The 18,006-nt window shown below is 68.9% G+C and carries 18 protein-coding genes; 9 read left to right on the forward strand and 9 right to left on the reverse strand.

Annotated elements, in window-relative coordinates:
- The first annotated feature begins 23 nt into the window (after window positions 1–23).
- Window positions 24–932, forward strand: coding sequence for a LysR substrate-binding domain-containing protein (locus tag WKR98_RS06780; RefSeq protein ID WP_341432433.1), 909 nt, complete (start codon window positions 24–26; stop codon window positions 930–932).
- Here the strand turns inward: WKR98_RS06780 and WKR98_RS06785 are convergent.
- Entirely contained in the window at window positions 923–1,222 is a 300-nt protein-coding gene (locus WKR98_RS06785; RefSeq protein ID WP_341432434.1) for a hypothetical protein, read from the reverse strand. The two genes, WKR98_RS06780 and WKR98_RS06785, sit on opposite strands and share 10 nt — an antisense overlap.
- A 108-nt stretch (window positions 1,223–1,330) precedes the next feature.
- Window positions 1,331–2,245, reverse strand: a complete 915-nt coding sequence (locus WKR98_RS06790; RefSeq protein ID WP_124687412.1) for a LysR family transcriptional regulator — start codon at window positions 2,243–2,245, stop codon at window positions 1,331–1,333.
- A gap of 199 nt (window positions 2,246–2,444) precedes the next feature.
- On the opposite strand from WKR98_RS06790, the gene WKR98_RS06795 reads away from it, so the two are divergent.
- From WKR98_RS06795 to WKR98_RS06810, 4 genes are read left to right on the forward strand one after another with little or no spacing between them, the layout of a single operon-like run.
- On the forward strand, window positions 2,445–2,990 hold the full coding sequence (locus WKR98_RS06795) for a fimbrial protein (RefSeq protein ID WP_124687413.1): 546 nt from the start codon (window positions 2,445–2,447) through the stop codon (window positions 2,988–2,990).
- Between the two features lie 49 nt (window positions 2,991–3,039).
- A complete protein-coding gene (locus WKR98_RS06800; RefSeq protein ID WP_341432435.1) occupies window positions 3,040–3,774 on the forward strand; it encodes a fimbria/pilus periplasmic chaperone in 735 nt (244 codons plus the stop codon).
- Window positions 3,771–6,317 (forward strand): fimbria/pilus outer membrane usher protein, encoded by a 2,547-nt coding sequence (locus WKR98_RS06805; RefSeq protein WP_341432436.1) that lies wholly within the window; start codon window positions 3,771–3,773, stop codon window positions 6,315–6,317. Before WKR98_RS06800 ends, WKR98_RS06805 begins: the two co-directional genes overlap by 4 nt.
- Window positions 6,314–7,324 (forward strand): fimbrial protein, encoded by a 1,011-nt coding sequence (locus WKR98_RS06810; RefSeq protein ID WP_341432437.1) that lies wholly within the window; start codon window positions 6,314–6,316, stop codon window positions 7,322–7,324. The genes WKR98_RS06805 and WKR98_RS06810 overlap by 4 nt, the downstream gene beginning before the upstream one ends.
- Here WKR98_RS06810 and WKR98_RS06815 read toward each other — a convergent pair.
- Complete coding sequence (locus WKR98_RS06815; RefSeq protein WP_341432438.1) at window positions 7,305–8,864, reverse strand: MFS transporter; 1,560 nt, start codon at window positions 8,862–8,864, stop codon at window positions 7,305–7,307. The genes WKR98_RS06810 and WKR98_RS06815 overlap by 20 nt on opposite strands.
- Window positions 8,865–8,871: 7 nt before the next feature.
- Complete coding sequence (locus WKR98_RS06820) at window positions 8,872–9,612, reverse strand: 3-oxoacyl-ACP reductase family protein (protein ID WP_124687418.1); 741 nt, start codon at window positions 9,610–9,612, stop codon at window positions 8,872–8,874.
- 99 nt (window positions 9,613–9,711) lie between these two features.
- On the opposite strand from WKR98_RS06820, the gene WKR98_RS06825 reads away from it, so the two are divergent.
- Window positions 9,712–10,305, forward strand: coding sequence for a TetR/AcrR family transcriptional regulator (locus WKR98_RS06825; RefSeq protein ID WP_124687419.1), 594 nt, complete (start codon window positions 9,712–9,714; stop codon window positions 10,303–10,305).
- Window positions 10,306–10,339: 34 nt separating this feature from the next.
- Here WKR98_RS06825 and WKR98_RS06830 read toward each other — a convergent pair whose 3' ends face one another.
- Both WKR98_RS06830 and WKR98_RS06835 read right to left on the reverse strand, forming a co-directional pair.
- The gene (locus tag WKR98_RS06830) at window positions 10,340–12,481 is read right to left on the reverse strand and encodes a xanthine dehydrogenase family protein molybdopterin-binding subunit (RefSeq protein WP_341432439.1); all 2,142 of its coding nucleotides are present in this window, start codon (window positions 12,479–12,481) and stop codon (window positions 10,340–10,342) included.
- On the reverse strand, window positions 12,478–12,945 hold the full coding sequence (locus tag WKR98_RS06835; protein WP_124687421.1) for a (2Fe-2S)-binding protein: 468 nt from the start codon (window positions 12,943–12,945) through the stop codon (window positions 12,478–12,480). The genes WKR98_RS06830 and WKR98_RS06835 overlap by 4 nt, the downstream gene beginning before the upstream one ends.
- A gap of 110 nt (window positions 12,946–13,055) precedes the next feature.
- On the opposite strand from WKR98_RS06835, the gene WKR98_RS06840 reads away from it, so the two are divergent.
- Complete coding sequence (locus WKR98_RS06840) at window positions 13,056–13,988, forward strand: LysR substrate-binding domain-containing protein (protein ID WP_341432440.1); 933 nt, start codon at window positions 13,056–13,058, stop codon at window positions 13,986–13,988.
- 25 nt (window positions 13,989–14,013) lie between these two features.
- On the opposite strand, the gene WKR98_RS06845 is transcribed toward WKR98_RS06840, so the two are convergent.
- Both WKR98_RS06845 and WKR98_RS06850 read right to left on the reverse strand, forming a co-directional pair.
- On the reverse strand, window positions 14,014–14,481 hold the full coding sequence (locus tag WKR98_RS06845) for a nucleoside deaminase (RefSeq protein WP_124687423.1): 468 nt from the start codon (window positions 14,479–14,481) through the stop codon (window positions 14,014–14,016).
- Window positions 14,482–14,519: 38 nt separating this feature from the next.
- Window positions 14,520–14,984, reverse strand: a complete 465-nt coding sequence (locus tag WKR98_RS06850) for a nucleoside deaminase (protein ID WP_124687424.1) — start codon at window positions 14,982–14,984, stop codon at window positions 14,520–14,522.
- Window positions 14,985–15,108: 124 nt separating this feature from the next.
- Between WKR98_RS06850 and cynR the strand changes: the two genes are divergently transcribed.
- On the forward strand, window positions 15,109–16,002 hold the full coding sequence (gene cynR, locus WKR98_RS06855; protein WP_124687425.1) for a transcriptional regulator CynR: 894 nt from the start codon (window positions 15,109–15,111) through the stop codon (window positions 16,000–16,002).
- 3 nt (window positions 16,003–16,005) lie between these two features.
- On the opposite strand, the gene WKR98_RS06860 is transcribed toward cynR, so the two are convergent.
- The gene (locus WKR98_RS06860; protein ID WP_341432441.1) at window positions 16,006–16,929 is read right to left on the reverse strand and encodes a Bug family tripartite tricarboxylate transporter substrate binding protein; all 924 of its coding nucleotides are present in this window, start codon (window positions 16,927–16,929) and stop codon (window positions 16,006–16,008) included.
- Between the two features lie 165 nt (window positions 16,930–17,094).
- Here WKR98_RS06860 and WKR98_RS06865 point away from each other — a divergent pair, with 165 nt between their 5' ends.
- The gene (locus WKR98_RS06865) at window positions 17,095–18,006 is read left to right on the forward strand and encodes a LysR family transcriptional regulator (RefSeq protein ID WP_124687427.1); all 912 of its coding nucleotides are present in this window, start codon (window positions 17,095–17,097) and stop codon (window positions 18,004–18,006) included.

Below are 18,006 nucleotides of genomic sequence, written 5' to 3' on the forward strand. Positions count from 1 at the left end.
AAAGATTTAGAAAAACTAAACCAATGAATCCTGTGTTCCCCTTTCTTGCCTTGCGCGCCTTCGCGGAGGTCGGACGCCATGGCAGCATGAAGCGCGCCGCCGCATCGCTGGGCGTCACGTCGGGGGCCGTCAGCCAGCAGATCCGGCAGTTGGAAGAGCGGGTCGGCGTGCCGCTGTTCGTGCGCAGCCATCACGGGATGGCGCTGACCGACGCGGGGGCGAGGGTGCATCCCTTGTTGCTGGGCGCGTTCGACCAGATCGAAGAGGCCCTGCGGACGCTGGAAACCGAACGCGCCCGCAAGGCACTCACGCTCAGCACGGTACCTTCCTTCGCCGCGTCCTGGCTGGTGCCGCGGCTGGGTAGCTTCACCGCCCGCCATCCGGACATCGAGGTCCGCGTCGAGGCATCGACGGGGCTGGCCGATATGCGGCGGGATGGGGTCGATATCGCCATCCGCCACGGCCTGGGCGGCTATCCGGGGCTGTTGTCGGAACGCCTGATGACGCCGGTGCTGGCGCCGGTCGGCAGTCCCGCACTGCTGGCGGCGGGCGCGGCGATCCGCGAGCCGGCCGATTGCCTGGCCTATCCGCTGTTGCAGGATGCCGATCGGGCGGACTGGGCGTTGTGGCTGGCGGCGCACGGCGCGGCCGAGGACCCGCGCGCCGCGCGCGGGTCGGCGTTCGAGGACGACTACCTGCTGATCCGCGCGGCCCAGGCCGGGCTGGGCCTGGCGCTGGTGCCGCAGGAATACGCGCGCGACGAGATTGCCGCCGGCCGCCTCGCGCTGGCGCTGGACCGGCCTTGGCCGGCGCGATTCGCCTATTACCTGGTGATGCGGCCGGATGTCGCGCGGCGGCCTGAGGTCCAGGCGTTCGCGGACTGGGTCAGGGACCAGGCACGGCAGATGGCCGGCGCGTCAGGTCAGAGATAGACCAGTTCCACGATGTAGGCGCCGTCGATGCCCTGCGCTGGCCGCACCCTGGCGCCGGCCCGTGGCGTGGCGTCGGCCGCATGGGGCTTTGCCTGGTCACGCGCGCAGTCGACCTTGGCGTGCGGTCCATCGGGAGCGCGGTCCACGGTGGCGCGGCACTGTGCCGCCACCACGATCCGCCCGGCGAAGTCCACTTTGCCATCTTGCCCCGCAAGGGAGCTCGTTGCCAGCGCGGCCAGCATGCCGGCCAGCACGTACCGCGAGGCCTGCGGAAAGCGCTTTCGCTCCATGCCTGTCTCCTGCCGTGTGAAGAACAAGGGGGAAGGAACCACGATTGCCTTCCCATCATCCTTCATCTACGGCGGAGCCGCCAGAAGCTGAAGCCGAGACGCGAAACCTCAGGGCGATGCCGGCCGTCCGAAGCGTACCTGGGCGATGGGCGAGGCGCTCAGCCGCTGTTGAAGCCACCGCACGGCGGGGCCGCGCGGCCGGTTCTTGCGCCACACCATGTCGATCGCGATGGGGAAGGCGGTGAACGCGTCGAATCCCAGGGCCGGCACGACCAGGTCCGCGCTTTGCGGCGAACTGGCGATGACTTCGGCCGATACGAGCGCCCAGCCGATGTTCGCCGTGACCAGTTGCAGGGCGACCCAGTGGCTGGCCACCCACCAGACGTCCGAGGCGACGCGCAGCCTGGGGCTGTCCGGGCCGCGATGCGAGGAAACGAGGATCTGGCGCGCGCGCTTGAGGTCTTCGTATTCGACCTCGGGCTGCATCGCGAAGGGATGCTCCCGGCCGCAGATCAATCTGATCGGCGCCCAGCCTATGCAGCGGAAGTCGAGTTCGGTCAGATAGCTTTCGTTGCGCCACATGACTCCCAGGTCCACCTCGCCGGCGGACACCAGGGCGCCCACGTCCTCCATCAGGGGAAAAAGAATCCTCAGCTCCACGTAGGGGAAGTGCCGGGCGAAGTCGGCCAGGATGGGAGCCAGCGCGCTCTGGGGAAAGATCTCGTCGAAGGCCAGCACCAGCTTGCCTTCGACTCCGGCCTCGTGGCTGGCGGCGATGCCGATCAGGTGCCGGCGCCGGTCCAGCGTCACGCGGGCTTCCTGCAGCAGGCGTTCGCCTATGGGCGTCAGCACGGGATTGCGGCCGGTGCGCTGGAACAGCTCGACGCCCAGATCCACCTCCAGGCTGTTGATCTGCGTGCTGATCGCGGATTGCGCCTTGCCCAGCGCACGGGCGGCGGCCGAGAACGAGCCGTGGTCGGCGGCCGAGACAAAAGCCTGGAGTTGCTCCAGGGATACGTTCATTGCTTTCGTTACTCCGATATCTGTTTTCTAGATGGAAACCAACTTGCTCATATCTTATGGATGAATAGAATTTCGCCGTCGATCAGGGGGGCTAGGCAAGAGAGAGTTTTCCCTGGTGCCGGCGTACGGATCGTCTTCCGTTCGTCGTATCCGCGGCAGCGCAGGCGCGCCGCTTTTCTCCATTCATTCAGAGGTCAACATGCAATACGCGAATCGGGCGATTGTCGCGGCTGTGCTGGGCGTTGCCGCCAGCTTCTCGGGCGCCGCGCAGGCCAACGACGGCACCGTAACCATCAACGGGCTGGTCACGGCCCAGACTTGCGAGGTCAGTGGCAACGGCGGCGGACCGAACTTCACGGTCACCCTGCCCACCGTGTCCACCAGCGCGCTGGCGACCGCGGGCGCGACGGCCGGCCGCACGCCGTTCAACATCGCCCTGACGAACTGCACCCCGGATTCGGGCAACGTCGGCGTGTACTTCGAGCCGGATGCGACGGTCGATGCCGTGACCGGACGTCTGACGAACACCGCCAACGACGGGGCGAAGAACGTGCAGGTGGGACTGCTCAACGCCGACCACTCCGACATCCGCCTGGGCGCCCAGGAGTCGGGCCAGAACCTGCAGTACGTGCCGGTTGCGGGCGGTTCGGCCACGCTGAACTACTTCGCGCAATACGTCGCCACCGACAAGGCCACGGCCGGCGCGGTTACCGCCCGTTCGCTCTATTCCATCGTCTACCAATAATCGGCCGATAGGATCCCCAGCCGCCTTTCCGGCGGCTGGGGAAGTCTCCATGCGACGCAATCACAAATGGCTGGCCGCCCTGGCCGGCATGCTCGTCGCCGGCGCCGCCCATGCCGCGCTGGTGCTTGGCGCCACCCGGGTGATCTATCCGGCCGGCGAACGCGAAGTCACCCTCAGGTTGGACAACCAGGGCAGCATCCCCCTGCTGGTGCAGGCATGGCTGGACGACGGCAACGCGAACGCGGTCCCCGACGAGGCCAAGGCTCCCTTCACGCTGACGCCGCCGCTGTTCAGGCTGGATCCGTCCAAGGGCCAGACGCTGCGCTTGATCCATACGGGCGAGCCCCTGCCGACCGATCGCGAGTCGCTGTTCTGGCTCAATGCGCTGGAAGTGCCGCCGGTCAATGCCGATACGGGTACCAATGCGCTGCAACTGGCTTTCCGCTCGCGGATCAAGGTGTTCTTCCGCCCCGGCGGCCTGTCCGGGGACGTCAGGGACGCGCCCGCGGGCGTCACCTGGAGTTTCGCGCGCAAGCCGGATGGACGCTATGTCGTCCGCGGCGACAACCCCACCCCTTACCACATCACGTTCAGCCGCATCGAAGCCGAGGCGGCGGGCAAGACCTACCGGCATGACGCCGGCCTGATGATCGCGCCGCTTGCCAGCGGCGAGTTCGACATCGGCACCGAGGCGCCGGGCGCGGACGCGCCGGCCGAGGTCCGGTACACCTCCATCAATGATTACGGCGCCGCTGTAACGGACACCTATCGCGGCAAGCCATGAAGGCACGCCGGTCCCGTTCGCTCGCATCCCGGGTGTTTCCCCGCGTGCTCGCCACGGCCTTGATGAGTGCCTGGCAGGCCCCCGGCAGCGCGGCCACCGAACCGGTCGAGTTCGACTCCCGCTTCCTGATGCGCAAGCCGGGCCAGCAGGTGGACGTGGGGCGTTTCGCGCGTGGCGACGGGGTCGTTCCCGGCGACTACACGGTCGACGTGTATGTGAACGGCGACTGGCTGGGCCGCCGGCTCGTGCGCTTCGATGGTCCCGGCGACCAGGCGGTGCCGTGCGTGGACGAGGAACTGCTGGACCAGATGAACCTGACCGACGCCGCGCGCACCGCGGCCAGGAACGCCGGGCAGGGCGCGTGCACGCAACTGGGAAGCCTGATCGGCGATGCCTCGCATACGTTCGATCTGTCCATCTTGCGCCTGGACCTGAGCGTGCCGCAGGCCGCGTTGCGTCGCTCGGTGCAGGGCTATGTCGATCCCCGCTCGTGGGACGGCGGCGTGACGTCGGCGACCCTGGCGTATGACCTGAACACTTATCGCACCCGGGGCGCCATCGACAGTTCCAGCACCTACCTCGGCCTGCAGGCCGGCCTGAACCTGGGCAACTGGCACCTGCGCCAGCGCTCCATGCTCAACTGGCAATCGGCGGGCGGGTACCGCTATCAGAACATCGCGACTTATCTGCAGCGCGACCTGCCGGATCTGCGCGGCCAGTTGACGCTGGGCGATGCGTTCACCGAGGGCATCATGTTCGACAGCATCGGCTTTCGGGGCGTGCGGCTGGCCAGCGACGACCGGATGCTGCCGAGTTCGCTGCGCGGCTATGCGCCCTTGATCCGGGGCATCGCCCAGTCGAACGCGCGGGTGGAAGTCAGCCAGAACGGCAACAAGCTGTACGAGACGTCGGTGGCGCCAGGCCCCTTCGAGATCAACGATCTGTACGCGACCGGTTATGGCGGCGAACTGACCGTCAGGGTCACCGAGGCGGACGGCCGCGTCCACAGCTTCGCCGTGCCGTATGCCTCGGTGGCGCAACTGCTGCGTCCCGGGGCCATGCGGTATTCGGTGGCGGTGGGCCAGGCGCGCGATGCGCTGTTCACCGGCAAGGACATGCTGGTGCAGGCCACGGTGCAGCGAGGCTTCACCAATCTGCTCACGGGCTATGCCGGCGCGGTGGCCATGCGCGACTACCAGTCCGGGCTGGCCGGCCTGGCCCTGAACACCCGCGTCGGCGCGTTCGCGCTGGACCTGACGCAGGCGCGGCTGGACAAGGCGGGCGTGGCCGGTTCGTCGGGGTCGAGCGCGCGGCTGAGCTACAGCAAGTTCGTGCCGTCGACCTTCACCAACCTGACGCTGGCGGCCTACCGGTTTTCCTCCAGCGGCTTTCGCAGCCTGCGCGATGCCTTGCAGGCGCGGGCGCCGGGCGAAGACGGCCCGCGTGATTTCCTGGCGGCGGGCCGCCGGCGCAGTGAACTGCAACTGACGCTGAACCAGCACCTGGGCGAGAAGTGGGGGGACCTGTACCTGTCCGGCTCGTCGCGCGACTACTGGGATCGCGGCGGCCGCACCACGCAGTTCCAGGCGGGCTACAACAACCGCATGCGTCTGTTCGGCACCAGCGTGGCCTATACCATCGCCGCGTCGCGGCAGCGCGACGGCGTTACCGGGCGCATGAGCAACCAGATCTATGCCAGCATGTCGCTGCCCTTGGGGCGCAGCCCGCAGGCGCCCATGCTGTCGCTGGCGTCGACCTCCGGCGGGCCGGGCGGCAGCATGCAGCAGGCCCTCCTCAATGGCTCGGCCCTGGAAGACAATTCGCTCAGCTACGGCCTGAGCGCCAGCCGCGGGCAGGGCGGGGCCATGGCCGGCGGCAATGTGCAGTACCGGGCGCGCGCCGGCACGGTATCGGCCAGCCTGAGCCGGGGTTCGTCCTACACGCAGTATGCGATGGGGCTCCGGGGCGCGGTGGTCGCGCATCCCGGCGGCGTGACGCTGGCGAACGATCTGGGCGAGACCGTGGGCATCGTCGAAGCCAAGGATGCCAAGGGAGCGCGTGTCACCAATGCGCCCGGCGTGCGCGTCGATGGACGCGGCTATGCCGTCATTCCCTACCTGACGCCCTATGCGCTGAACAGCGTGGAGCTCGATCCCAAGGGCTTGCCGCTGGACGTCGAGCTGTCGGCCACCCGCGCCCGGATCGCCCCGCGCGCCAACTCGGTCGTCATGGTGCGCTTCGCCACCGTTGCCGGCCGTTCCGCGATGGTGACGGTGGCGCTGCCCGACGGCTCCCATCCGCCTTTCGGCGCCAGCGTCCGGGATGCCAGCGGAGCGGAAGTGGGCCTGGTGGGACAGGGCGGCCGCGCGCTGGTGCGCGGCGTGGCCGACACCGGTTCGCTCGACATCCGTTGGGGCGAGCAGCCCGACGCCCGGTGCCGCCTCGACTATCGCCTGCCCGAGCGCGGCCAGCCGAGCCTTTCCTATTTCCATTTGAAGGCGGTGTGCACGATGCCCGAGGTATCCACCGCCCTGCGACCATGAAACATTCCTTCCTTCGCCGCATCCGCCATCCGCTACGCGCCGCGGCGGGACTGGCCGTGCTTGGTGCCGCGACGCTGGCCGGCGCGCCCGCGCGGGGCGCCGACGGCATCGCGCAGGCTGCTCCCTTGAGCGGGAGCAGCTATGTCATCACCCTGAGCCCGTCCTATACGCCGCAGGGCGACCCCCCGGTCGGTACCATCCTGCAGGATAAGGAGGGGGCGTTCGTCCAAACCATCATCCTGACCCGGGTCAGGACCTGCACGGTCCAGAAGCGAATGCGGGTGAACGGCACGCTGGTACCGGGCATGGAGAAGACCTATCGCACCAACGTGGCCGGTATCGGGGTGCGCTTCTATACCACCCGAGGGTGGGCCGGCGGCTGGGAACTCGGTCCGGTCGACACCAACTACTACGTGCCGCCTTCCTCGCGCACGACGTGGCGGGCCGCCGCCGAACTGGTGGTGACCGGTCCCGTGGAGGGCGGCACGCTGATCACGCTCCCCAGTCTCTACGTCACGATGAGCGATTGCTACAACAACTTCCTTCCCTTCGACATCACCATCGCCCCCGGGGCGCGGATCGTGAGCGGGACCTGCCTCGTCACCACGCCGTCGGTGGCCGTGACCTTGCCGCCGGTCAACACGCGGGACTTTGCCGGCGTGGGGTCGACCCGTGGCGATACGAACCTGCGCATCGGCCTGGACTGCAAGCGGAGCGCGGATGTCTACGTCACGTTGACCGATGCCACCAATCCCGGCAACCGCGGCAACCTGCTGACGCCGGCGGCCGGTTCCACCGCCGAGGGCGTGCAACTGCGCCTGCTGCACGACGGCGTGCCCGTCGCCTACGGCCCGGATTCCGCCGCCGCGGGCAACCCGAACCAATGGCGCCTGGGCGCCACGGGCAGCGTGGCCGAGGTGCCGCTGACGGCGCAGTACGTCGCCACCGGCACGGTCAAGCCCGGGGTCGTCAAGGGCATCGCCACGTTCACGTTGAGCTACCAGTAGCGGCGGGGCCGCGGTCGGCCACGCCGGCCCGGCCGGGCCGGAGCAGCAGCCAGGCGGCCAGCGCCCCGGCCAGGGTCACCGCGGCCAGGACCCGCAGCAAGGCGCTGAAGGATTCGGCGTACACCGCCACCAGCAGTGCCCGCCCTTCACCGCCCAATTGCGTGGCCGCATGCCCCAATGCCCCCGCCGCCATATCGTTGGCCAGGGCCGGGATGGCCGCCACTGTGCCCGGCTCGTGCAGGACATGCGCCAGTCCCGACTGCGTCAGGGCCAGCAGCAGCGCCGCGGCGGCCGCCAGCGCGACCGCCTCGCCCGCGAGCCGCATGGTCGAGAAGATGCCGGTGGCCATGCCGGCGCGTTCCTTAGGCACCACGCTGACCGACAGGTCGTCCATCAGTCCCCAGGGCAGGCCGGTACCCACGCCGATCAGCAGCATGGGCCAGACGATGGCCGTGGACTGCTGCCCCAAGGGTATCGCGGCCAGCCATGCCAGGCCCGCGGCAGCCACCACCAGGCCCGCCGCGGACAGCGCGCCCGCCGGGTACCTGCGCGCCAGCATCCCCGCCAGGAACGGCACGATGGCCATAGGCAGCGACAGCGGGATCATCATCAGGCCGGCCTGGATTTCCGAATAGCCCTCGACGCCGATGAACCCGATGGGCAGGAGGATCAGCAGCACGACGAAGCACACCGCCGTGGCGAGCGGCAGCAATTGCACGCCTACGAAGCGGCGGTAGCGGAACAGCGACAGGTCCAGCATGGGCCGGACCTGCCGCCGCTCGACGGCGACGAATGCGGCCAGCAGGGCAACCGATCCGCCCAGCAGCGCGAGCACGGCCGGACTCGACCAGCCGTACTGGGGCCCGGTCACGATGCCGAAGATCAGCAGACACAGCGCGGCGGTGAAGGCCGCGGTTCCCCAGGCGTCGATGCCGCGCGCACCGGGATCGCGCGTTTCGCGCATCCGCGGCACGCCGGCGAGCAGCACCAGCAGCCCGATGCCCGTGCCCGACAGGAAGATGGCCCGCCAGCCGAAGTGTTCGATCAGCAGGCCCGACCAGAGCGGGCCGAAGGCCAGGCCGACGCCGAAGGTGGTGCCCAGCAGGCTGAAGGCCCGCGTGCGCGCCGGACCGTCGAACTCCTGGGCCAGCGAGGCCGCGCCGCCTGCCATCGCCATCGCCGCCGCGATGCCTTGCGCGCCGCGCAGCAGGTCCAGCACCAGCAGGCTGGGAGCGAAGGCGGTCACGGCCGACAGCAGGGTGAAGCCCAGCACCCCCAGACGGAAGATGCGTTTGCGGCCATACTGGTCGGCCAGCGTTCCGGCCGCCAGCACGAAGCTGCCGAACGCGAGCACGAAGGCGTTCACGACCCAGCCCAGGGCGATGGGGCTGCCGCCCAGGTCCCGCGCGATGGCCGGGGTGGCCACGGCGGGACCGGTGAAGCTGAGCGGCATCATGAGCCCCGCCAGGCAGACGGCGGCCAGGACGATGGCCTGGCCGGCGGTGTCGGAACGATGGGGAGTGGAGGCGGTCGTTTCCATGTCCGGCTCAGATGTTGTAGCCGCCGTCTATGGTCAGCGCGGTACCGGTGATGAATCGGCTCTCGGCGCTTGCCAGATAGGCGACCAGCCCCGCCACGTCCTCGCCTTCGCCGTAGTGTCCCAGCGCCATCAGCGCGCGCAGGCCGTCCGCGCGTTCGCCGTCGGCCGGATTCATGTCGGTGTCGATCGGGCCGGGCTGGACCAGGTTGGCGGTGATGCCGCGCGGGCCCAGGTCGCGCGCCATGCCCTTGGTCAGGCCGATCAGCGCCGACTTGCTCATTGCATAGAGCGTCGAGCCGGGGGCCGGCACGCGATCGGCGTTGCAACTGCCGATCGTGATGATGCGGCCGCCTTGCCCCATGCGCGCCGCCGCGGCCTGGGCGCCCGTGAAGGCCGCGCGCACGTTCACCGCCATCACGCGGTCGAATTCCTCGATGGTGAAATCCTCCAGCGCCTTCCAGTAGCCGATCCCGGCGTTGCTGACCAGGATGTCGAGCTGGCCGAATTCCTCGACCACGCGCGCCACCGCCTGCGCGGGAGCGTGGGGTTCGGCGCTGTCGCTGCGCAGGGCCACGGCGCGGCGGCCCGTCTCGCGCAGTTCGCCGGCCACCGCCTCGGCCTTGTCCGGCGAACTGGCGTAGGTGATCGCCACATCCGCGCCCTCGCGCGCCAGGCGCAACGCGATGGCCGCGCCTATGCCACGGCTCGCGCCGGTTACCAAGGCTACTTTTCCTGTCAATCGGGACATGCTGTGCTCCATTTCCGTAATGATCGTTATAAAATGATCCATGACCTCTTCACGGAGCGTCAAGGATTTTTATATCGATCGTTACAAAAAAGGTGCGATATGGCTGAACGGGGACGCCCGCGCGGCTTCGACCGCGACGCTGCCTTGCAGCGGGCAATGGAAGTTTTCTGGGAGCGTGGCTATGAAGGCACGTCGCTGTCGGATCTGACGACGGCGATGGGCATCAACGCGCCCAGCCTGTACGGGGCCTTCGGCGGCAAGGAGGCCTTGTTCCGGGAGGCCGTGGAACGCTACCGCCACACCGATGGCGGGATGACCGACGTGGCGCTGCGCGAGGGCAAGACCGCGCGGGCGGCGGTCGAAGGCATGCTGATGGCCGCCGCGACGGCGCTGACGCTGCCGGGCAAGCCCAAGGGATGCTTCATGGTGCTGGGGGCGACCAATTGCACGCCGGCCAATCAAGGCATGGCGGCTTTCCTGCGGAGCCATCGGCTGGCCTCGACCCAGCACGTGCGCGAACGCCTGGAGCAGGGCGTGGCCGATGGGGAGCTGTCGCCGGAGGTCGACCTGGACACCCTGGCCCGGTATTTCACGACGGTCGTGCAGGGGATGTCGCTGCAGGCCAGGGACGGCGTCAAGCGCGGGGAGCTGGAGCGGGTGGCCCGCGCGGCGATGGCGATCTGGCCCGCCTAGGCGGAGGCTTCCCCCGGAAGGGAAGCCTCGTTTCCTACACCAGTTCGTACCCGTGCCGCGACAGCGGCAACGACCGGATGCGTTCGCCCGTGGCGGCGAACAGCGCATTGGCCAGCGCCGGCGCCAGCGTCGGCACCGCCGATTCGCCCACGCCGCCGATGCGCTCACCGCTGGGGGCCAGCACGGCCTCGAACGGCGGCACCTGCGACAGGTACAGAAGCGGATAGTCGTGGAAGTTCGACTGCTGCACGGCGCCGTCGCGGATGGTGATGTCGCCCGACATGGCGGCGGTCAGGCCCCAGATGCTGGCGCCTTCGAGCTGGCGTTCCACCGTGGCGGGGTTGATGACGGTGCCGCAGTCGATGGCGTTGACGATGCGGTGCAGCGTGATCTGCTTGTCCTTCACCGACAGCTCCACCATCGTGGCGCACAGCGAGCCCCAGGCCTCGGTGATCGCCAGGCCCTGGAAGCGCCCGGCGGCGGCCTTGCCCCAGCCCGCCTGCTCGCCCAGCCTGCGCAGCAGCGTGGCGTGGCGAGGACGGCTGGCCAGCATGGCGAGCCGGAATTGCAGCGGGTCGCGCTGCTGGCGCGCGGCCAGTTCATCGATGAAGCTTTCGGCGAAGAAGGTGTTCTGCGTGTAGCCCACCCCGCGCCAGAAGCCCACCGGTATCGCCGTGTTGACCATCGCATAGCGCACGGCGAAGTGGGGCAGGTCGTAGATCAGGTCGACCGCGCCTTCGACCGACTTGGGATCGATGCCGCCCTTGACCCGGTCGGTGAAGTTGCGGATGTAGATCGACGAGCAGGACAGCCGGGCCTCCAGCGCCAGGATGTTGCCGTCCTTGCCGGGAGCCATGGTAGCGCTCAGGCGGGCCGCGGCGGCGGGGCGGTAGAAGTCGTGGCGGATGTCTTCCTCGCGCGACCAGATCAGCTTGACCGGACGGCCCACCGCCTTGGAGGCCAGCGCGGCCTGGGTGAAGACGTCGAATTCCTCGCGCCGGCCGAAGCCGCCGCCCACCAGGGTCGAGTGCACGGTGATGCGGTCGGCGGGCAGTTCCAGCGCCGGCGCCAGGCGTTCGGCGATCTCCCCGCAGACCTGGGTGGGGCCCCACAGCTCGGCCTTGCCGCCGCGCACGTCGGCGGTGGCGTTCATGGGTTCCATGGTGGCGTGGGCCAGGTACGGCACCTCGTACTCGGCGCTGTAGACGGTCTCGCCTTGCAGGTGTTGGTCGGGGTTGCCGACACGCCGCGCCTCGGCCGTCGCGTTGCGCGCCGCTTCGCGGTAGCCCTGCATCAACGCGTCGCCGTCCAGCGGTGTGCCGTCCGGCATCCGCCATTCGGGCTCGAGGGCGAGCACGCCCTGGCGCGCGGTCCAGTAGCTGTCGCCCAGTACGATCACCGCGTCATGCAGCGGGACCACGTGCTTGACGCCGCGCACCGCCAGGGCCGGCTTGGCATCGACCTTGGCCAGCTTGCCGCCGAACGCGGGGCAGGCCACGATGGTGCCGATCAGCATGCCCTCGCGCTTGACGTCCACGCCGAAGGTCGCGGCGCCGCGCGTCTTCTCGGGGATGTCGAGGCGGTCGATCGAATGGCCGATCAGTTTCCAGTCGCGCGGCTCCTTCAGGACCACGTTGGCCGGGCGGGGCAGGGCGGCCGCGCGCGCGGCCAGTTCGCCGTAGCCGAGCGTGCGGCCGCTGGGCGTGTGGCGGACCAGGCCCTGGGAGGCCAGGCATTCGGCCACGGGCACCTTCCACGTTTGCGCCGCGGCTTCGCGCAGCATCTCGCGGGCGGTGGCGCCGATGCGCCGCAGCGGCTCGAACGACCAGCGGGCCGAGGTGCTGCTGGAGGTGGCCTGCACCTTGAAGATGCGGTTGGCGTAGACCGGGTCGGTGGGGGCCAGTTCGGCCCGCACGCGGGTCCAGTCGCATTCGAGTTCCTCGGCGACCAGCATGGGCGCGGAGGTCGTCACGCCCTGGCCCAGTTCAGCCGACGGCACCATGATGGTGACTTCGCCATCGGTGGCGATGCGCAGCCAGGCGTTGACGTCGTCCGGGTCGCGCGCGGGCGCGCCGGCGGCCTGGACCACGGGGATGCGAAAGCCCAGCACCAGTCCGGCCGACACGGCGCCGGCCGCCTGCAGGAACTGGCGGCGATTGACGGCGGGCGCGTTCATGATTGGCCCCCGTTGGTGGCCGCGGCCACGCGCAGGATGGCGCGCTCGACGCGCGGATAGGTGCCGCAGCGGCACAGGTTGCTGATGCCGTCGTGGATGTCCTGGCGCGTGGGCGTGGGGTTTTCCTTCAGCAGGGCGCAGGCGGCCATGATCATGCCCGACTGGCAATATCCGCATTGGGGGACCTGCTCGGCGATCCACGCCGCCTGCACGGGATGCGTGCCGTCCTTGGACAGGCCTTCGATGGTGGTGATGTCGGCGTCCAGCACGGTACCGACCGGCGTGACGCACGACCGCGTGGCCTTGCCGTCGACGTGCACCGTACAGGCGCCGCACAGGCCCATGCCGCAACCGAACTTGGTGCCGGTATAGCCAAGGTAGTCGCGCAGTACCCACAGCAGGGGCATGTCGCCGTCGGCGTCGACGGCGAGGGGCTCGCCGTTGACCTTGAGCTGCAATTTCATAGGATCTCCTCCCGGCCTGCAGGCCGGCTGTCCGGCGCCGAGTATCGGCGAGTCCGCGCGGCCGGGACAATCGACTTGTTTTGGCATGACCTGTGAGGCAGAATCACAGGATGGTTCGCCGCCTTCCCTCCATGCAGATCCTGCAGGCATTCACCACCACGGCCCGCTACGGCAGCATGACGCGCGCGGCGGACGCCTTGTACGTCACGCACGGGGCCATCAGCCGGCATATCCGTTCGCTGGAGGATCAGCTGGGTTGCGAGCTGTTCCAGCGCGCCGGCCGCCAGGTCGAGCTCACGCCCGCGGGGCGGCAGCTGGCCGACGGGCTGGAAAGCGCGCTGCGCGCGGTCGAGGCCTCGCTCACGGACGCGGCCGAACGCCGCAAGCGTGACCGCTCGTCACTGAACGTCAACGTCAGCCCGGAACTCGCGGGGGCCTGGCTCGTCCCGCGCCTGTCGCAGTTGCGCGCGGCCCTGCCGGAACTCGACCTTTCCATCGCCACGACCACCGACGATCCGGACTTCGAGCGGGCGGACCTGGACGTCGGCCTGCGCTATGCGGCCGCGCCCTTCACGGGCTACCAGTGCGCCAAGCTGTTGGATGACGAGATAGTCGTGGTTTGCAGTCCCGAGTTCGCGCAGCGGCATTCCGGCATGCGCATCGATGACGTCGCCCGGCTGCCGAGGCTGAGGCACGCGCGCTTTCGCTGGTCGCAATGGGGCGCCGCGGCGGGCGTGGAACTGGACGAGCCAGAGGACGGTATCGTGTTCGACAACCGGGCGCTGATGGCCGAGGCAGCGGCCAGCGGCCTCGGGCTCGCGCTGACCCGAGCGCTGCTGGTGCGCGACGCGCTGGCGGCGGGACGGCTGGTGCGTCCGCTGGCCGCGTGTTTTCCGGCCAGCGTCAATTGCTACATCGTCTGGCGCGGGGACAATCCCAAGCAGGAGCTGATACGCCGCTTCGCCCGGTGGCTGCGCAACGCGGCGCTGCCTCCTGGCGCGCCGCTCTCGTCCGATCGCGGCGTGTTTCCGGACCAGGCCTGACGGCCGGGACCGGCATGGGGGCGCTTCAAGCCCGTTCGATGGTCGCGGCGCGCCACGACTCGTACAACTGCGGCGCGGGCGAGATCGGATGGTGGACGATGCGGATGGACTGTTCGGACAGCGGCAGGGCCAGTTCGCGGTAGACGGGCGCGGACGACAACCCGTAGGGTTCGGCGTCGTCGTTCGAGTAGGCGTAGACGACCTCGCGTATGCCGGTCATGTGGATCGCGGCCAGGCACATCGGGCAGGGCTGCGCGCTGGCGTACACCACGCAGCCGTCCAGGCGCGGTGACTCCAGCGCGCGGCAGGCCGCGCGGATGGCGGACAGTTCGGCGTGGGCGGTGGGGTCGGCGCACGAGAGTATCTGGTTGACCCCGGTGCCGATGACCGAACCGTTCCTGACTATGACCGCGCCGAAGGGGCGGCCGCCGCATTCCGCGTTCTTGCGGGCGAGATCGACCGCCATGCGCAGGAAATGCTCGGGCATGTTCATGTTGCTGTCTCCCAATGAGGCCGGGTCGGCCGGTGTCTTCAAGCGTTCAGTTCCTTCCACCGCCGGTAGACTTCGATCGCATCCTGGTGTCCCTGCCGCACCATGGGCAGCCGCCGCTCGTCCATGGGCTTGGCGAATTCGGCGTAGAGCGTATCGAGTTCGAAGTACTTGCGGTCGTCCCGGTAGAACGGCGCATAGTCTTCGCGGGTGGTGATGTAGATCACCTGCCTTGGGCTGCAATAGTAGAGCGAACCCAGGCACATGGGGCACGGGCTGGCCAGAATGTAGATATCGCAATCGGACAGGTGTTCGGTGCCGAGTTTCGTGCAAGCCTGACGGATGGCCAGGATTTCGGCGTGCGCGGTGGGGTCGGACGTTTGCGCGACCAGGTTGGGGCTCTCGGCAAGGATCTCGCCGTCCCGGACGATCACGGTGGCGAAGGGTCGGCCGCCTTCCTCCACGTTCTTCATCGCGAGATTGATAGTGTGTTTCACGAAATCCATCTGGGGTTTCCTGGGGTATTTGAAGCGGGGCCGGCGCAGTGACATCAAGCTTACGTCGCGCTATTAATAAGGTAAAAGACGGATTTGTTATATTTTCGATAATCAAATCTTATAGGATTCGTCCATGCTGCTTCGCCCCATCCACTATTTCCTGGCCGTGGCCGAACATCGCAGCTTCACGCGCGCCGCGGCGGCGATGCATGTTTCGCAGCCGGCGCTGTCGCAGCAGATACGGCAACTGGAAGAGATGCTGGGGGCATCGCTGTTCGACCGGACGGGACGGGCGACGCGGCTGACGGACGCGGGCCACGTCTATTTCAAGCATGCCCGCAAGGCCTTGCAGGACCTGGAGGAAGGCCGGCGCGCGATCCACGACGTAAGCGACCTGAGCCGGGGGTCGCTGCGGCTGGCGGTCACGCCGACCTTCGCCTCGTACCTGGTCGGGCCGCTGGTCGAGCGCTTTCACGCCCGCCACCCCAAGGTTTCGCTGATCCTGCGCGAGATGCCGCAGGAGCGCATCGAGGCGCTGCTGGCGGACGACGAGTACGACGTGGGCATAGGCTTCGAGGAAGTGCGCTCGCCCGAGATCGCCTCGCAGCGGCTGCTGGTGGAAACGCTGGCGCTGGTGGTCGGCAGCCGGCACCCGCTGGCCGGGCGGCGGCGGATGGCGCTGAAGGCGCTGGATGCCGAATCGCTGGTGTTGCTGACCGCGGAGTTCGCGACGCGCGAGCAGATCGACCGCTATTGCCGCCGGCATGGCTTGCGTCCCCGCGTCCTGATGGAGGCCAACTCGCTGGGCGCCGTCATCGAGATCGTGCGGCGCACCTCGTTGTCCACCCTGCTGCCGGCCACCATCGCCAGCGGCCGGGACGGCCTCGTGTCGATCGCGCTTACGCCGTCCCTGCTGGAAAGGACCGCGGTGCTGATGCAGCGGCGCGGCGCCTACCAGACGGCGGCGGCGCGCGAATTCGTCCGGCTCGCGCTCGAACACGAGGGCGAGCGCGTCGCCCGCGGCTAGGGCCTATTCCGGCCGTATCCGCATTTTTCGCAGCACCTCGCCCCACATCCGGTGTTCGGCGGCCGCCTTGCGGCGCAGGTCGTCGACGGTGCCCGGCGTGGGCACGACGCCGTGGCGGGCCAGGGCACCGCCGACCTCGGCCTGGCCGATGGCCTCGTTCAGCAGCCCGTTGTAGCGCGCCAGCGCATCGGGCGGCGTGCCGCGCGGCGCCCATAAGGCGAACCAGGGTTCGACGTCGAATCCCGCCAGCCCCTGGTCGTGCAGCGAGGGAATGTCCGGGTACAGCGGAAAGGGCGTCCTGCTGGTGGCGCCCAGGATGCGCAGGTCGCCGCTGCGCGCGTGCTCGGCGGCGATCTGTATGGGCACGATCATGATGCGGACTTCGCCGCGCAGCAGGTCCGCCATCGCGCCGGCCGAACCCTTGTAGAACACGGGGTTCAACTGGATGCTCGCCATGGCCTGGATCATGGCCATGCACAGATGATGATGGGTGGCCAGGCCCGGCGCCGCGTATTCCATGCCGGGGTGCCGGGCGGCGTAGGCGAGGAAGTCGCGCACGTTCTCGACCGGCACGCTCCGGTGCACCACCAGCGCGTGGTTGCCGTAGCCTTCGATGCCGACCGGTTCCAGGTCGGCCAGCACGTCGAACGGCAGGTTCTTGTAGAAGTAGGGCAGCGCCAGGGTGTTCGAGACGTTGTTCAGCAGCGTCAGGCCGTCGGGGGCGGACTTGGCCGCGGCATCCATGCCGAGCATGCCCGAGGCGCCTTCGCGGTTCTCCACCAGAAAGGGGCGGCCGGCCAGCGCCGCCAGCCCGGGTGCGATGGCGCGGGCCAGCAGGTCGTTGGTGGTGCCCGCGGTTTGCGGGACCAGGATCCTGGCGGGCCGGCCGGTGCCGGCGCCTTCGGCCGTCGATGCGTGCGATGCCATGGCTTGTGCGCCTGTCGAGTCATGCCCCGTCGTCGATGCGGCATCCGCGTCGGCCGGAGGGATCGTCACGTTCACGGCTGGGGGCGGTTGCCATTATAGTGGTCGCCTATGCCCGGCACGGCGACACCACGATCCGCGCAAGGAACCCCATCGCAGGCACAGCCCATGCCCATGAGCCTCAGGCAGTTGAGAATCTTCGTTGCCGTTGCCAAGACCGGCAGCACCATGGGCGCGGCATCGGAAATCGCCCTGTCCCAGTCGGCCGTCAGCGCGGCGCTGAACGAGCTCGAAGGCCTGCTGCATACGCGTCTGTTCGACCGGGTGGGCAAGCGCCTGATCCTCAACGACAACGGCCGAGGCCTGCTGGCCGAGGCCACGGCGCTGCTGGACAACGCCCAGCAGATCGAACGCGGCTTCTTCGACAAGCTCGGGCACGCGGCGGCCACCCTGAAGCTCGGATGCAGCACCACCATCGGCAACTACGTGCTGCCGGGACTGCTGGCGCGCTATCGGCTGCGCGCGCCGCACACGCCCATCGAGGTCACCATCGCCAACACCGCGCAGGTGTCGGCCGCCGTGGCGGGGTTCGACGTCGACATGGGCCTGATCGAAGGGCCGTGCCAGGATGCCGACATCCAGCCGACGCCGTGGCTGCTGGACGAGATGGTGATCGTATGTTCCGCGCGGCATCCGCTTGCGTCCGAATGGCATACGCGCCGCATCACCCGCGAGCAGTTGCGCGAGTCGCGCTGGCTGCTGCGCGAGCGCGGCTCCGGCAGCAGGCTGGCGGTGGAGCAGGCGCTGCTGCCCTATCTGCACCAGCTCAACATGGACATCGAACTGGGCAGCACGGAAGCCATCAAGTACGCGGCCGCCGAAGGGCTGTGGCTGGCCTGCCTGTCGCGCTGCGCGGTGAAGGACATGGTGGCCGCCGGCCAGTTGAGCATACTGGACACCGATCTGCCGCCGCTCACCCGCCGCTTCTATCTCATCCACCACAAGAAGAAATTCCTGTCGGACAACCTCAAGGACTTCTTCGAGCATTGTCGCGGCGACACGGTCATCCAGGGCGCGTGA

The organism is Pigmentiphaga sp. YJ18 (assembly GCF_038066655.1).
GTDB lineage: Bacteria > Pseudomonadota > Gammaproteobacteria > Burkholderiales > Burkholderiaceae_B > Pigmentiphaga.

Bases quoted from the DNA above. Each gene is read 5' to 3' on its own strand.
- WKR98_RS06780 (WP_341432433.1), top strand. From the start codon at position 24: ATGAATCCTGTGTTCCCCTTTCTTGCCTTGCGCGCCTTCGCGGAGGTC.
- WKR98_RS06785 (WP_341432434.1), bottom strand. From the start codon at position 1,222: ATGGAGCGAAAGCGCTTTCCGCAGGCCTCGCGGTACGTGCTGGCCGGC.
- WKR98_RS06790 (WP_124687412.1), bottom strand. From the start codon at position 2,245: ATGAACGTATCCCTGGAGCAACTCCAGGCTTTTGTCTCGGCCGCCGAC.
- WKR98_RS06795 (WP_124687413.1), top strand. From the start codon at position 2,445: ATGCAATACGCGAATCGGGCGATTGTCGCGGCTGTGCTGGGCGTTGCC.
- WKR98_RS06800 (WP_341432435.1), top strand. From the start codon at position 3,040: ATGCGACGCAATCACAAATGGCTGGCCGCCCTGGCCGGCATGCTCGTC.
- WKR98_RS06805 (WP_341432436.1), top strand. From the start codon at position 3,771: ATGAAGGCACGCCGGTCCCGTTCGCTCGCATCCCGGGTGTTTCCCCGC.
- WKR98_RS06810 (WP_341432437.1), top strand. From the start codon at position 6,314: ATGAAACATTCCTTCCTTCGCCGCATCCGCCATCCGCTACGCGCCGCG.
- WKR98_RS06815 (WP_341432438.1), bottom strand. From the start codon at position 8,864: ATGGAAACGACCGCCTCCACTCCCCATCGTTCCGACACCGCCGGCCAG.
- WKR98_RS06820 (WP_124687418.1), bottom strand. From the start codon at position 9,612: ATGTCCCGATTGACAGGAAAAGTAGCCTTGGTAACCGGCGCGAGCCGT.
- WKR98_RS06825 (WP_124687419.1), top strand. From the start codon at position 9,712: ATGGCTGAACGGGGACGCCCGCGCGGCTTCGACCGCGACGCTGCCTTG.
- WKR98_RS06830 (WP_341432439.1), bottom strand. From the start codon at position 12,481: ATGAACGCGCCCGCCGTCAATCGCCGCCAGTTCCTGCAGGCGGCCGGC.
- WKR98_RS06835 (WP_124687421.1), bottom strand. From the start codon at position 12,945: ATGAAATTGCAGCTCAAGGTCAACGGCGAGCCCCTCGCCGTCGACGCC.
- WKR98_RS06840 (WP_341432440.1), top strand. From the start codon at position 13,056: ATGGTTCGCCGCCTTCCCTCCATGCAGATCCTGCAGGCATTCACCACC.
- WKR98_RS06845 (WP_124687423.1), bottom strand. From the start codon at position 14,481: ATGAACATGCCCGAGCATTTCCTGCGCATGGCGGTCGATCTCGCCCGC.
- WKR98_RS06850 (WP_124687424.1), bottom strand. From the start codon at position 14,984: ATGGATTTCGTGAAACACACTATCAATCTCGCGATGAAGAACGTGGAG.
- cynR (WP_124687425.1), top strand. From the start codon at position 15,109: ATGCTGCTTCGCCCCATCCACTATTTCCTGGCCGTGGCCGAACATCGC.
- WKR98_RS06860 (WP_341432441.1), bottom strand. From the start codon at position 16,929: ATGGCATCGCACGCATCGACGGCCGAAGGCGCCGGCACCGGCCGGCCC.
- WKR98_RS06865 (WP_124687427.1), top strand. From the start codon at position 17,095: ATGCCCATGAGCCTCAGGCAGTTGAGAATCTTCGTTGCCGTTGCCAAG.